This is a genomic window from Microbacterium ginsengiterrae (assembly GCF_014205075.1).
GTDB lineage: Bacteria > Actinomycetota > Actinomycetes > Actinomycetales > Microbacteriaceae > Microbacterium > Microbacterium ginsengiterrae.
In genome coordinates, this window is the sequence record NZ_JACHMU010000001.1 from 207,808 (window position 1) to 222,519 (window position 14,712).

A 14,712-nucleotide genomic window follows, 5' to 3' on the forward strand; every position below is an offset into this window, starting at 1 on the left:
ATCGGGTCATCGTGGCGGGGCCGATCATCGGCCTGGCGGTCGGGACGCTCTCGTCCCGCTCCACCCCGCTGAGGGAATCCGCGACCGCCACCGGAGTGACGAGCATCCGAGCGTCGGTCATCGCGACGGGGTCCGTCGCCATCGCGGCGCTGGTATCCACCCTCACGGGACTGGTAGCCACCTTCGCGCTTCTGGTAGCCACCTTCGCGCTTCTGGTAGCCACCTTCGCGGCGGTCGCCATCACGACGCGGAGCAGCACCATCGCGACGCTGGTAACCACCTTCACGGCGGTCGCCATCACGACGCGGAGCAGCACCATCACGACGTTGGTAACCACCCTCACGCGGCTGGTAGCCACCTTCACGCTTCTGGTAACCGCCCTCGCGCCGGTCGCCGTCACGACGCGGAGCCGCACCATCACGACGCGGAGCAGCACCATCACGACGCTGGTAACCACCCTCGCGGGGCTGGTAGCCACCCTCGCGGCGGTCGCCATCGCGACGCGGCGCAGCACCATCACGACGCTGGTAACCACCCTCACGGGGCTGGTATCCGCCTTCGCGCTTCTGATAGCCGCCATCACGGCGTTCGCCATCGCGTCGCGGAGCAGCACCATCGCGGCGCTGGTAGCCACCTTCACGGCGGTCGCCATCGCGACGTGGTGCGTGCGATCGTCCTGCGGAAGTCGAGCCTTCGGAACGGGGGCGCCGAGGGCTGTCCTCGCGTCGGCGCTCGTTGGAGTCGTCATCGCGTCGTGGTCGACGCTCATCCTCGTTCGACATGATTCCGATTCTCTCAACTTCCCGGTTAACGCAAAATGGCCACCCTGCGTTGGGTGGCCATTTTGACTAAAAGGAGTCCGGCGGTGTCCTACTCTCCCACAGGGTCCCCCCTGCAGTACCATCGGCGCTGTGAGGCTTAGCTTCCGGGTTCGGAATGTGACCGGGCGTTTCCCTCACGCTATGGCCGCCGAAACACTATTGATGTTTCAATCAAACACATAACAAGAATTGTTGTTATGCGGTTCTCGACCGTACATCGAGAACCACTCAGTGGACGCGGAGCATCAGTAGTTTCGAACTGATGAAAAGTGTTATCAAGTCGTCGGCTTATTAGTACCAGTCAGCTCCACACGTTGCCGTGCTTCCACATCTGGCCTATCAACCCAGTCGTCTACTGGGAGCCTCTCACCCACAAGGGGCATGGAAGTCTCATCTTGAGGCCGGCTTCCCGCTTAGATGCTTTCAGCGGTTATCCATCCCGAACGTAGCTAATCAGCGGTGCTCCTGGCGGAACAACTGACACACCAGAGGTTCGTCCAACCCGGTCCTCTCGTACTAGGGTCAGATCCTCTCAAACTTCCTACGCGCGCAGCGGATAGGGACCGAACTGTCTCACGACGTTCTAAACCCAGCTCGCGTACCGCTTTAATGGGCGAACAGCCCAACCCTTGGGACCTACTCCAGCCCCAGGATGCGACGAGCCGACATCGAGGTGCCAAACCATGCCGTCGATATGGACTCTTGGGCAAGATCAGCCTGTTATCCCCGAGGTACCTTTTATCCGTTGAGCGACAGCGCTTCCACAAGCCACTGCCGGATCACTAGTCCCGACTTTCGTCCCTGCTCGACCTGTCAGTCTCACAGTCAAGCTCCCTTGTGCACTTACACTCGCCACCTGATTGCCAACCAGGTTGAGGGAACCTTTGGGCGCCTCCGTTACTTTTTGGGAGGCAACCGCCCCAGTTAAACTACCCACCAGGCACTGTCCCTGAACCGGATCACGGTTCGAAGTTAGATATCCAGAGTGACCAGAGTGGTATTTCAACATTGACTCCACGAATACTGGCGTATCCGCTTCACAGTCTCCCACCTATCCTACACAAGCCACACCGAACACCAATACCAAGCTGTAGTAAAGGTCACGGGGTCTTTCCGTCCTGCTGCGCGTAACGAGCATCTTTACTCGTAATGCAATTTCGCCGAGTTCGCGGTTGAGACAGTTGGGAAGTCGTTACGCCATTCGTGCAGGTCGGAACTTACCCGACAAGGAATTTCGCTACCTTAGGATGGTTATAGTTACCACCGCCGTTTACTGGGGCTTAAATTCTCAGCTTCGCCTTGCGGCTAACCGGTCCTCTTAACCTTCCAGCACCGGGCAGGCGTCAGTCCGTATACATCGTCTTGCGACTTGGCACGGACCTGTGTTTTTAATAAACAGTCGCTACCCACTAGTCTCTGCGGCCACCACACCCTTTCGGAGTAAATCCTAATAAGCGGGTGGCCCCCCTTCTCCCGAAGTTACGGGGGCATTTTGCCGAGTTCCTTAACCACGATTCTCTCGATCTCCTTGGTATTCTCTACCTGACCACCTGAGTCGGTTTGGGGTACGGGCGGCTAGAACCTCGCGTCGATGCTTTTCTTGGCAGCATAGGATCATCCACTTTTTATCCGCATCGTGTCTCAGCCTATGTGAGTCGCGGATTTGCCTACGACTCGGCCTACGCACTTGCACCAGGACAACCATCGCCTGGCTTGGACTACCTTCCTGCGTCACACCTGTTAATACGCTAACCGCACCAGCATGGGGTCGTACGCTAGGCCCACACGCCATCACCCGAAGGATCCGGTCACGTGGGATTCAGATACTTAGCACCACTGGATTAGCTTGGGCGGTTCTTCGCCGGTACGGGAATATCAACCCGTTGTCCATCGACTACGCCTGTCGGCCTCGCCTTAGGTCCCGACTTACCCAGGGAAGATTAGCTTGACCCTGGAACCCTTGGTCTTTCGGAGGACATGTTTCTCACACGTCTTTCGCTACTCATGCCTGCATTCTCACTCGTGTAGCCTCCACGGCTGGTTCACACCGCCGCTTCGCTGGCCACACGACGCTCTCCTACCCATCAACACGGCTGGACCACGAAGGCCTACCAATAATGTCAATGCCACAACTTCGGTGGCGTGCTTGAGCCCCGTTACATTGTCGGCGCGGAATCACTTGACCAGTGAGCTATTACGCACTCTTTCAAGGGTGGCTGCTTCTAAGCCAACCTCCTGGTTGTCTAAGCAACTCCACATCCTTTTCCACTTAGCACGCGCTTAGGGACCTTAGATGGTGGTCTGGGTTGTTTCCCTCTCGACTATGAAGCTTATCCCCCACAGTCTCACTGCTGCGCTCTCACTTACCGGCATTCGGAGTTTGGCTGACGTCAGTAACCTTGTAGGGCCCATCGGCCATCCAGTAGCTCTACCTCCGGCAAGAAACACGCAACGCTGCACCTAAATGCATTTCGGAGAGAACCAGCTATCACGAAGTTTGATTGGCCTTTCACCCCTATCCACAGCTCATCCCCTCAGTTTTCAACCTAAGTGGGTTCGGTCCTCCACGCGCTCTTACACGCGCTTCAACCTGGCCATGGATAGATCACTTCGCTTCGGGTCTAGGACATGCGACTGAATCGCCCTATTCAGACTCGCTTTCGCTACGGCTACCCCACACGGGTTAACCTCGCCACATATCGCTAACTCGCAGGCTCATTCTTCAAAAGGCACGCTGTCACCCCTACTAAGGAGGCTCCAACGGTTTGTAAGCAAACGGTTTCAGGTACTATTTCACTCCCCTCCCGGGGTACTTTTCACCTTTCCCTCACGGTACTTGTCCGCTATCGGTCATCTGGGAGTATTTAGGCTTATCAGGTGGTCCTGACAGATTCACACGGGATTTCTCGGGCCCCGTGCTACTTGGGATACTCTTCGCGCCAAGGATGGCATTTCGACTACGGGGTTGGCACCCTCTATGACCGGCCTTTCAAGACCGTTCGTCTATACCAGCTTGTAACGCCGCCAGCTCGGCAGAACTGACTGAAAAGTCCCACAACCCCGAATATGCAACTCCTGCCGGATATCACACACACTCGGTTTAGCCTGATCCGGTTTCGCTCGCCACTACTAACGGAATCGCGGTTGCTTTCTCTTCCTGTGGGTACTGAGATGTTTCACTTCCCCACGTTCCCTCTACCCGCCCTATATATTCAGGCGGGAGTCACTAGGTCGGCACGCCGCCCAGCGGGGTTTCCCCATTCGGACACCCTCGGATCACAGTGTGCTTATCCACTCCCCGAGGCTTATCGCAGATTGCTACGTCCTTCTTCGGCTCCAGATGCCAAGGCATCCACCGTTTGCTCTTAAAGACTTGAAACAACATGAGTTCGAATCGTCAAAATTGAAATTGACTAATGATCTTTAAGATCATCTACACAACACAACCCCGAAAGGTCATGTTGAAGATGCTCGCGTCCACTGTGTAGTTCTCAAAGTACGGGCGGTACCTTCCGCGCCTGCCCAAAAGGACAGACAACAAAAGGCCCAGAGTAACCAAATGCTTCCAACCCCCAAAGAGGTCAAAGCGCATCCGGTCCCTCAGGACCCAACAGCGTGCAGGTGACTCGCTCACCAACCCCACGTTCCCACCAACCCGAAGGCCGGCGTACTAGCAGAAGTCAGCTGCGCTGACACCATGTCAAATGTTCCACCCATGAGCTCCCAGCAGAGACATTCGCTCTGATCTGGGGCCTGGACAGCCGAAGCTGCCAGATGCTCCTTAGAAAGGAGGTGATCCAGCCGCACCTTCCGGTACGGCTACCTTGTTACGACTTAGTCCTAATTACCGATCCCACCTTCGACAGCTCCCTCCCACAAGGGGTTAGGCCACCGGCTTCAGGTGTTACCGACTTTCATGACTTGACGGGCGGTGTGTACAAGACCCGGGAACGTATTCACCGCAGCGTTGCTGATCTGCGATTACTAGCGACTCCGACTTCATGAGGTCGAGTTGCAGACCTCAATCCGAACTGGGACCGGCTTTTTGGGATTCGCTCCACCTCACGGTATTGCTGCCCATTGTACCGGCCATTGTAGCATGCGTGAAGCCCAAGACATAAGGGGCATGATGATTTGACGTCATCCCCACCTTCCTCCGAGTTGACCCCGGCAGTATCCCATGAGTTCCCACCATTACGTGCTGGCAACATAGAACGAGGGTTGCGCTCGTTGCGGGACTTAACCCAACATCTCACGACACGAGCTGACGACAACCATGCACCACCTGTTTACGAGTGTCCAAAGAGTTGACCATTTCTGGCCCGTTCTCGTATATGTCAAGCCTTGGTAAGGTTCTTCGCGTTGCATCGAATTAATCCGCATGCTCCGCCGCTTGTGCGGGTCCCCGTCAATTCCTTTGAGTTTTAGCCTTGCGGCCGTACTCCCCAGGCGGGGAACTTAATGCGTTAGCTGCGTCACGGAATCCGTGGAATGGACCCCACAACTAGTTCCCAACGTTTACGGGGTGGACTACCAGGGTATCTAAGCCTGTTTGCTCCCCACCCTTTCGCTCCTCAGCGTCAGTTACGGCCCAGAGATCTGCCTTCGCCATCGGTGTTCCTCCTGATATCTGCGCATTCCACCGCTACACCAGGAATTCCAATCTCCCCTACCGCACTCTAGTCTGCCCGTACCCACTGCAGGCCCGAGGTTGAGCCTCGGGATTTCACAGCAGACGCGACAAACCGCCTACGAGCTCTTTACGCCCAATAATTCCGGATAACGCTTGCGCCCTACGTATTACCGCGGCTGCTGGCACGTAGTTAGCCGGCGCTTTTTCTGCAGGTACCGTCACTTTCGCTTCTTCCCTGCTAAAAGAGGTTTACAACCCGAAGGCCGTCATCCCTCACGCGGCGTTGCTGCATCAGGCTTTCGCCCATTGTGCAATATTCCCCACTGCTGCCTCCCGTAGGAGTCTGGGCCGTGTCTCAGTCCCAGTGTGGCCGGTCACCCTCTCAGGCCGGCTACCCGTCGACGCCTTGGTGAGCCATTACCTCACCAACAAGCTGATAGGCCGCGAGCCCATCCCCAACCGAAAAATCTTTCCAACAAGTAACCATGCGATTCTTGTTCGTATCCAGTATTAGACGCCGTTTCCAGCGCTTATCCCAGAGTCAGGGGCAGGTTGCTCACGTGTTACTCACCCGTTCGCCACTGATCCCACAGAGCAAGCTCCGTGTTCACCGTTCGACTTGCATGTGTTAAGCACGCCGCCAGCGTTCATCCTGAGCCAGGATCAAACTCTCCGTAAAAGAAAAAAACTGAACCAACCGGAATAAGGTCGGGACAGCGAGTTTGAACTGACCAAAATGGATGTCATTACTGACTTATCCGTCGCCAACACCCCCAAAAGGGACGTTGGACTTTTGATCCAAAGGAATCTCATCCAGCCGAAGCTGAATCGAGGTTATTTGGCATTTGACAAGTGCACGCTGTTGAGTTCTCAAGGATCGGACGCACCCACGACCCAGTCTCACAACCAGGCCCGCAGGGCAACTTCTCTATCTTACCCCGTGGCGTCCGTTTGTCAAATCGGCGATCCGAGCGAACTCGGTGCGATCTGCGGAACCACAGAGCAACCCACACGCAGCATCTCACCGAAGTGAGCTTCTGTTTGTGGGAAGTGGTCCGCCACTTGAGGGGAGCTGAGCCTTGGCCCTTTCTCAACCCTGTGGGGCGAACAAGTAATAACTTACGCGGCGTTTCCGGATCTCGGCAAATCCAGCTCTGATCCCGGGCGTGTCGCGTACGATTCCGGCATGACCGGACTGTTGGATCGGGTGTCGCGGGAGCTGGGGCTGACCCCCGTCGTTCCGCCGCCGCGGCCTGTGCATGCAGTGCCCCTCCCCTCGCGGCTGGCGACGGAGGAACTCGCATGGGCGAGCGTCGCGGCGGTCGTGCTCGCGTCCGGTATCGCACGGTCCGCCCCTCTCGACCCCGATCGCATCGCCTGTGCCTATCGGAGCGACCGCCTCCGGATCGACGGGGAAGCGCCCGACGTGTGGTCCCCGTACTCCGGGTTCTGGCGCGCCGCCGACGGCTGGGTCCGGACCCACGGCAACTATGCGCATCATGCGCGCGCCCTGCTGCACGGGCTTCGGCTGCCACCGGCGGCGATCGCAGCGGACGTCGGCGTCGCGATCGAAGCGCTGACCGCGCGTGAGGCGGCGCATCGGATCACCGCCGCCGGCGGTCTGGCCGTGACGGTCGGCACGGAGGAGCCGGGGCAGGACGCGCGGCTTCGCACTCACCCGCTCATCGAGCTCCGCCCCTCCGGCGGTGCCGCGCTGCCCCGGACCGACGGTGTTTTCGAGGCCGCAGCTCCGCTGCGCGGCATCCGCGTGCTCGACCTCACACGAATGGTCGCCGGGCCCGTGTGCACGCGCACCCTCGCACTGCTGGGCGCCGATGTGCTCCGCGTCGACCCGCCGCACCTGCCGGAGCCGGAATGGCAGCACCTCGACACCGGCCACGGCAAGCGCACGACCGTGCTGGATGCGCGCTCGCCCGAGTTCGCGGCGCTGCTCAGGGACGCCGACGTCGTCGTCCTCGGGTATCGCCCGGCGTCGCTCGCTCGTCTCGGCCTCTCCCCCGACATACTCACCGACAGCCATCCCGGACTCGTCGTCGCACAACTGAGTGCATGGGGCGACGAGCACCCTGACCGCGCCGGTTTCGACAGCCTCGTACAGGCGGCATCCGGCATCGCGATGGTGGAGTCACCCGACGGTGTCCGTCCAGGGGTCCTGCCCGCTCAGGCGCTCGACCACAGCGCCGGTTATCTGCTCGCCGCCGGCATCTGCGCCGCCATCGCTCGGCGAAGGACGGAGGGCGGAAGCTGGCACGTGCGCACGTCTCTGCGACGCATCGCAGCGGAACTCCTCGGTATGCCCCGGCGAGCCGAGCCGCCGGCGGAGCGGGAGATCGACCTACGCGCGTATGGGGAGGACTTCCTCGTCGACGGGCGCGTCGTCACCACGGCCCGATCGGTGCTTCCGGGGTTCAGCCTCGCGGCGCCGCACCCCTGGGGTGCCGACGCCCCAGGATGGGCAGCGACACGCACAGCGCGAGCGTGAGCATCCCCCACACCCCACACGCCAGTGGCAACGCCCGATAGGCGAGGTGCTGCGCCGTGAATCCCGCGTCGAACGGGCCGAGCAACACGTATCCGGCGACCCAGGCGACGATGAGGATCACCGGAAGCGACACCCACCATGTCACGCGCACCCACGGCCGGGTCGTTCGCTCGACGATCGACGTTCGCGCCGGTGTCCGACGAAGCCAGGCAAGCGCCCAGACCGCGAGGATGACAAGCCCGAGGATGCTGGAGCCGTGCTGCAGCCATCGGTACACCGGCAACGGCCCCCACTGCTCGGCGAGCACGGGTAGGAACCCCACCCCCGCTCGGCCTTCGTGGGTGAAGGCGTCCCAGACGATGTGCGATGTCACGCCGAGCAGCAGCGACACGGCCAGCCACAGCGGTCGCGTCCAGCGCTGCCCGATCCCCAACGCCTCGTTCAGCGCCTCCCCCGCCGGCGTGTTCCAGCCGATCGGGAGCCTGCTCGCGAGCCACGCGGGTGACAGTTCCGCGGCTGCCGGGCGGAGGACGACGCGCCACAACAGGAACAGCCCGAGCGCGATGACGGCGGTGAAGACGACGTTCGCGTACGTGTGCGTGAACGAGTAGTCGACGCCGAAGCCCCGGATGAACAGCGGAAGGTCCGGGGTCATCGCTCCGATCGCGATCGCGGCGGGGACCAGCGGGGTGCGCAGGAACGGCAGAGCGACGACAGCATGGCTCGGCGTGAACGGCATCAGGCCTCCTGCGGTCTCGTCTTGTCAGAGCGGATCCGAGATCCCCTCGATCAGCCGATGAAGATCCCGGCGAGGGTCTTCTTGCCCCGGCGGAGCACGGAGACCCCACCGGGAAGAGTCGCCTCGACCACGGCCGAATCGTCTTCCACGCGGACCCCGTCCAGCGAGACACCACCCTGCGAGATGGCACGTCGCGCCTCGGACAGACTCGCCACGAGCCCGGCCGCCACGAGCGCATCGACCACGGCGGTACCGGAGGCGACGGTCGCGTTCGGCAACTCCTCGAGCGCCGAGCGCAGCGTGTCGGCGTCGAGTGCGCGCAGGTCGCCTTGCCCGAACAGCGCCTCGGATGCCGCGATGACCGCAGCCGTCGCATCCACCCCGTGCACCGTCGCGACGACCTCGAGGGCGAGTCGCTTCTGCGCAGCGCGCCGGAACGGTTCCGTCTCGACGAGCTTCTCGTACTCCTCGATCTCGGCGCGGGTGAGGAACGTGAAGATCTTCATCCGCTCGATGACGTCGGCATCCGCGGTGCTCAGCCAGAACTGGTACATCCGGTAGGGGCTGCACATCTCGGCATCGAGCCAGATGGCGTTGCCCTCGCTCTTGCCGAACTTCGTCCCGTCGCTGTTCGTGATCAGCGGCGTTCCGATGGCGTGCGCGGACGTGCCCTCCACGCGACGGATCAGGTCGGTGCCGCTGGTGAGGTTGCCCCACTGGTCCGACCCGCCGGTCTGCAGGACGCAGTCGTACTGCCGGTACAGCTCGAGGAAGTCCATACCCTGCAGGATCTGGTAGCTGAACTCGGTGTAGCTGATGCCGGCGTCCGAGTTGAGGCGCGCGGCGACCGCGTCCTTCTTCAGCATCGTGCCGACGCGGTAGTGCTTGCCGATCTCGCGGAGGAAGTCGATCGCGCTCATCGGCGCGGTCCAGTCGAGGTTGTTCACCATGCGCGCGGCGTTGTCGCCCTCGAAACTGAGGAAGCGCTCGACCTGTGCGCGCAGTCGGCCGACCCACTCCTCGACCGTCTCGCGGGTGTTGAGCGTGCGCTCAGCCGTCGGGCGCGGGTCTCCGATCAGCCCCGTGGAGCCTCCGACCAGTCCGAGCGGCTTGTGCCCCGCGAGCTGCAGGCGCCGAAGCAGGAGGAGCTGGACGAGGTTCCCGAGATGCAGGCTCGGCGCCGTCGGGTCGAACCCGCAGTAGTACGTGATCGGGTCCCCGGCGAGAAGGGCGCGCAGCGCCTCCTGATCGGTGGACACGTGGACGAGGCCGCGCCAGACGATCTCATCCCACACGTTCTCGAACGAGGGATCGATCGCCTGCGGAGCAGTCGTCAGAGGCGGAGTTGACACGCGCTCCAGGTTATCAGCGCGCCGACCTCATTCCCCGACGAGCGGGAAATGACCGGCTCAGCTCAGCGCGCACCACCACACGAGGAACGCCGCACCCAACGCGACCACCCAGCTGACCAGGCTCCCCACGAGGAAGTACTCCGCACGGGCGCCGGTCTCGCCGTCTCGCGAGATCTCGGGGAACCGCACGATGCCCTTGGCGGCGAGCATCGCCGCGAGCAGGGCGTAGGCGCCGACGAGTGTGAGGACGAGGACGAGGATCCGTTCGAGTGGACCGATCAGGCGTCCGCCCTGGAAGCCGTCGGAGGGACGAGCGGCCGGCTGCGTGCCGTCCTCGCCGTCGGATGCCGTGTGCACGGACGCCCGCTCGACGGGGCGCCACGCGCTCTCGGCGCTCAGCGCGGATCGGACGATGCGGTTGCCCGACTCGAGCAGGAAGACGGCCGCGCCGAAGGTGAGCACCACGAGGTCGAAAGAGACGGGACCGATCGGCGAGTCGACCCGCCACACCGGGGTGAGCAGTCCGGCGCCGGTACGCTCTCCGAGCCACAGCACCGCGGCGATGCAGACCACGGCGAGTGCGACAGCGGGCCAGAAGCCCGCCGCCGAGCGCCGTGATTCCGGCATCGCCCACACCCACAGGACACCGGCCACGATGGCCACGAACGCCCACACGAGCGCGTCGCCGATCGTGCCGATGACGACGAGCGTGATCGCCGCGATGAGGAATCCGATCCAGCGCCGCGGGACGAACTGACGCACCAGGTCGCTCGCACCGACCGCCAGCAGCACGAGCCCCGCGAGGATCATTCGCGGCCCTTTCTCGCCGGTGCGGCCGCACCTCGGAGCGCGACCAGACTCTGCAGTACCGCGGCGGCGCCCGCACCGCTGAGCGCCTGAGACACCGCGGACTGGCTGACCTGCTCCTCTTCGGCGAGCTGACGTTGCGTGCGCCCCAGGTAGCGGCCGTAGGTGAGACGTCGGTCGCGTTCGCTCATGGACCCCACGAGCTGGTCGCGCACGAGCAGATAGGCGTTCGCGGCGTCGACGGTGGTGCGCATGCTGTCATCATGCCCCGGGGCAGCGACGATCCAGGTGCGCGCCGAGGGCGCGGCGCGCACCTGCATGGCATGCACGTGGTCGATCGCCTCTCGTGCCGCCCACCATCCTGGCCCCTCCGGGATGTCGCCGCCCGGAGCCGAGATACGACGAATCTCCCCCACGCCGATGCCGAACCGGCACGCCACGTCGTCGGGCAGCGCGAGTTGCAGCAGGAGCAGAGCCGTCAGGGCACCTTCGAGGCCCTCGTAGACTCCCTGCTGCTCATCCCCTACCGTCGGAGTGAGACGAGCGAGCGCAGGCTCGAGATCATCGACCGCGGCGATGCGGTCATCGAGGATCCGCTGGGCCGCAGTACGGTCCGCGAGTTTTCGAGAGCCGACGATGTCGGCGATGACGGCGACAGGCATGAGATAAGCGTAACACTGATATCTCGTGAATATCAGTTATTCACTTATGTGGGCGACCGATATCGTGGGCGCATGATCGCTTGGAAAGACGGCACCTGGACGCATGCACCGGAGACGGCCTCGCACCGGGACGGCACACTCACCGTCACGGCCAAGGAAGGCAGCGACGCGTGGCTGCGCACGGCGTACGGCTTCGTGCACGACTCCGCCCACGCGCTGCTCGCGCCGCTGTCCGTCGGCGAGGCGATGGAGGTCACCTTCCGCGCCCCGTGGGACGGACAGTTCGATCAGGCCGGCATCTTCGTGCAGATCGATGACGAGCGATGGGTGAAGACCGGCGTGGAGTTCGCGGACGACCACCTCGGTCTCGGTGCCGTCGTGACCGACCGCTTCTCGGACTGGTCCGTCGGGCATGTCGACCACTGGCGCGAGCTTCCCATCACCATGCGGGTGAGCCGCTGGCCGGACGCCCTCATCGTGCGCGCGCGTGCGGGCGAGGAAGACTGGCGCCTCGTCCGCGTCGCCCCGTTCGACGGGTCGGCGACCGCATCAGCCGGGCCGTTCCTCGCCGCGCCGACGCGCGCGGGTCTCCAGGTGGAGTTCCTGCGATGGGAGCGCTCCGCCGCGGACACGGCGCTGCACTGAGACGAGGGTCGAGCCTCAGAGACCGAGCGCGTGCGCGGCGCCCTGCGCCCGCGCGATGAGTTCGGCACGCTGCTCCGCGACACGCACCGGGGCGGTGCCGCCGGTGCCCTCACGCGACGCGACGGACCCCTCGATGCTCAACACTTCGCGCACATCGGGCGTCAGGTGCGGCGAGACCTCAGCGAGCAGTTCGTCGTCGGCGTCCTCGAGCCCGATCGCCCGTTCCTCGCACGCGCGCACCAGCGCACCGGAGATCTCGTGCGCGTCGCGGAACGGCACGCGGCGCTTGACGAGCCACTCGGCCACGTCCGTCGCGAGCGAGAAGCCCTGCGGCGCGAGCTCCGCCATGCGCGCCGTGTCGAACCGCAGCGTGGCGACCATGCCGGCGAACGCCGGAAGAACCACCTCGAGGGTGTTGACCGAGTCGAACACCGGCTCCTTGTCCTCCTGGAGGTCGCGGTTGTAGGCCAGCGGAAGACCCTTCAATGTCGCCATCAGCCCCGTGAGGTTGCCGATCAGTCGACCCGACTTGCCGCGAGCGAGCTCGGCGATGTCCGGGTTCTTCTTCTGCGGCATGATGCTCGAACCGGTCGAGAAGCTGTCGTGCAGCGTCACGAAACCGAACTCCCGGGTGTTCCAGAGGATGATCTCCTCCGACAGGCGCGAGAGGTCGACCCCGATCATCGCGGTGATGAAGGCGAACTCGGCCACCACGTCGCGGGCGGCCGTGCCGTCCAGGGAGTTCTCCGCCGGCCGATCCAGGCCGAGTTCACGCGCGACGAGCGCGGGGTCGAGGCCGAGGGTGGATCCGGCGAGCGCTCCCCCGCCGTACGGTGACACTCCGGCACGCACCCGCCAGTCGACGAGACGTTCCAGCTCGCGCACCAGCGGCCAGGCGTGCGCCTGGAGGTGGTGGGCGAGCAGGACGGGCTGGGCATGCTGCAGGTGCGTGCGCCCGGGCAGGATCGCGTCCGGATGCGCCTCGGACTGCGCGACGAGCGCGTCGATGACGCGGAGGATGTCGCGGGCGATCACCTTGGCGTGATCGATGAGGTACATCCGCACCAGCGTGGCGATCTGGTCGTTCCGACTGCGACCGGCGCGCAGGCGGCCGCCGAGCTCAGGGCCGAGCTCGGCGATGAGCGCCTGCTCGAGAGCCCCGTGCACGTCCTCGTCGCTCGGCGCGGGGCGGATGACACCGTCGGCGACCTTCTTCGCGACGGCGTCGAGTCCTTCGTGCATGCGCTGCTCTTCGTCCGCCTCCAGGTATCCGGCGGCGGCGAGCGCCTTCGCGTGGGCGTGCGAACCCGCGATGTCATAGGGCGCGAGGATCCAGTCGAAGTGCGTCGAGCGGCTGAGGTCCGCGAGCTCAGGGGACGGCCCCGATGCGAATCGTGCCCCCCAGAGGGCGCCTTCATTCGTGCCGTCGTGCTTCGCCTCGCTCATCCCACCAGACTATCTCGGCGGCTGTGCGGTCACGACGCGCTTTACTATGCGGTCAAGGGCCCATTCCAGCGGCCCGCGGCCGACGAGAAGCGCCCAGGCCGTGCACGCGACGATCACGCCGAGCGTCAGCGGCCAGAACGGATCCATCGCCCGGAACCCGCCGAGATCACCCGTGTCCCCGAGGGCGATCCCCGCGATGATCGCCCAGACGACGATCTGCGTGGTGTAGGCCGTCAACGGCATCGCTCCGGTGGCACGAAGCGGCAGCGTGATCGCCTTCAGTACACGCAGGCGGCACAGCAGGAGGCAGGCGGCGAGCACGGCGATGACGAATCCGCCGGATCCGATCACCTCCCAGAGACCGGACGAGTGCGGTTGCGCCGTCCACACCGACCACCAGTACCTGTCGAGTGCAGGGGCGGGGAGCTGGGCGACGCCGTACCCCAGCGCCGCGAGCGCAGCGCCGATCCCCAGCATCCTGATCTGTGTGGCGGCGTGCGTGATCCCTGCGCGAGCGAGACCCAGTCCTGCGAGGACGAACGCGATCCACACCGCGAACGGGTAGTGCCAGCCGATGATGGCGTCGAGCTCTGCCGCGTACGGCGAGCGCCAGATGGGAAGGTCGTTCAGCATCGGCTGCACGAACGGCATCACCACGGCGAGTGCGCCCGCCGTGATCAGCACCGTCCTGGCGGGGAGCACGGTGAACGGCAGGGCGAGCAGGAACAGCACGGCGTACGCGGGCAGGATGACGTAGACGGGGACGCCGGTGACGATCAGCAGGATGCCGAGCACGAGCAGGATCGCAGCCCGCAGCGCGATGCGCCACCGGGCGATCGTCATCGCCTCTCCCGAGAGGGGCCTGCGCCCACCCGTGACGAGCCCGATCGAGACGCCGGCGAGGGCCGCGAACAGGATGGAGGATCGTCCGTCGACGACCGCCGTCCACGTCGATGCGTCCGTCCAAGCGAAGCCGTCGCCCGTCACCAGGAGGTGGGCGGAGAACATGCCGATGACGGCCAGCCCTCGCGCGAGGTCGACACCGGCGATCCGCTGGGGACCGTCGAGTCTCGTGACGTTCTCGCTCAGGCGGCCGCCCATCGC

The 14,712-nt window shown here is 63.7% G+C and carries 9 protein-coding genes and 3 rRNA genes; 3 read left to right on the forward strand and 9 right to left on the reverse strand.

From position 1 onward, the window contains the following. Positions 1-11 precede the first annotated feature (11 nt). Positions 12-848 carry a hypothetical protein gene (locus HD600_RS01090; protein WP_184280975.1) on the forward strand — a complete coding sequence of 279 codons (837 nt, stop codon included), beginning with the start codon at positions 12-14 and terminating at the stop codon, positions 846-848. A 9-nt stretch (positions 849-857) separates the two neighbouring features. Here the strand turns inward: HD600_RS01090 and rrf are convergent. From rrf to HD600_RS01105, 3 genes are all read right to left on the reverse strand, one after another. After that, positions 858-974, reverse strand: a 5S ribosomal RNA gene (gene rrf, locus HD600_RS01095). A 118-nt stretch (positions 975-1,092) separates the two neighbouring features. After that, positions 1,093-4,200, reverse strand: a 23S ribosomal RNA gene (locus tag HD600_RS01100). 406 nt (positions 4,201-4,606) lie between these two features. Further along, positions 4,607-6,133, reverse strand: a 16S ribosomal RNA gene (locus HD600_RS01105). The 16S, 23S and 5S rRNA genes sit together here, the layout of an rRNA operon. A gap of 507 nt (positions 6,134-6,640) precedes the next feature. Here HD600_RS01105 and HD600_RS01110 point away from each other — a divergent pair. Further along, positions 6,641-7,957, forward strand: coding sequence for a CoA transferase (locus tag HD600_RS01110; RefSeq protein WP_206706048.1), 1,317 nt, complete (start codon positions 6,641-6,643; stop codon positions 7,955-7,957). On the opposite strand, the gene HD600_RS01115 is transcribed toward HD600_RS01110, so the two are convergent. From HD600_RS01115 to HD600_RS01130, 4 genes are read right to left on the reverse strand one after another with little or no spacing between them, the layout of a single operon-like run. Then, positions 7,884-8,696: a DUF4184 family protein gene (locus HD600_RS01115; RefSeq protein ID WP_184280978.1), complete on the reverse strand. Its 813-nt coding sequence runs from the start codon at positions 8,694-8,696 to the stop codon at positions 7,884-7,886. The two genes, HD600_RS01110 and HD600_RS01115, sit on opposite strands and share 74 nt — an antisense overlap. A gap of 50 nt (positions 8,697-8,746) precedes the next feature. Further along, positions 8,747-10,048 carry a tyrosine--tRNA ligase gene (gene tyrS / locus HD600_RS01120; protein ID WP_184280980.1) on the reverse strand — a complete coding sequence of 434 codons (1,302 nt, stop codon included), beginning with the start codon at positions 10,046-10,048 and terminating at the stop codon, positions 8,747-8,749. A gap of 57 nt (positions 10,049-10,105) precedes the next feature. Beyond that, on the reverse strand, positions 10,106-10,858 hold the full coding sequence (locus HD600_RS01125; RefSeq protein WP_184280982.1) for a hypothetical protein: 753 nt from the start codon (positions 10,856-10,858) through the stop codon (positions 10,106-10,108). Beyond that, positions 10,855-11,517, reverse strand: a complete 663-nt coding sequence (locus HD600_RS01130) for a SatD family protein (RefSeq protein WP_184280984.1) — start codon at positions 11,515-11,517, stop codon at positions 10,855-10,857. The genes HD600_RS01125 and HD600_RS01130 overlap by 4 nt, the downstream gene beginning before the upstream one ends. A gap of 72 nt (positions 11,518-11,589) precedes the next feature. Between HD600_RS01130 and HD600_RS01135 the strand changes: the two genes are divergently transcribed. Continuing rightward, complete coding sequence (locus tag HD600_RS01135) at positions 11,590-12,162, forward strand: DUF1349 domain-containing protein (RefSeq protein ID WP_184280986.1); 573 nt, start codon at positions 11,590-11,592, stop codon at positions 12,160-12,162. Positions 12,163-12,177: 15 nt separating this feature from the next. Here HD600_RS01135 and argH read toward each other — a convergent pair whose 3' ends face one another. After that, positions 12,178-13,608 (reverse strand): argininosuccinate lyase, encoded by a 1,431-nt coding sequence (argH, locus tag HD600_RS01140; RefSeq protein WP_184280988.1) that lies wholly within the window; start codon positions 13,606-13,608, stop codon positions 12,178-12,180. 9 nt (positions 13,609-13,617) lie between these two features. After that, positions 13,618-14,709, reverse strand: coding sequence for a heparan-alpha-glucosaminide N-acetyltransferase domain-containing protein (locus HD600_RS01145; protein ID WP_184280990.1), 1,092 nt, complete (start codon positions 14,707-14,709; stop codon positions 13,618-13,620). Positions 14,710-14,712 lie beyond the last annotated feature (3 nt).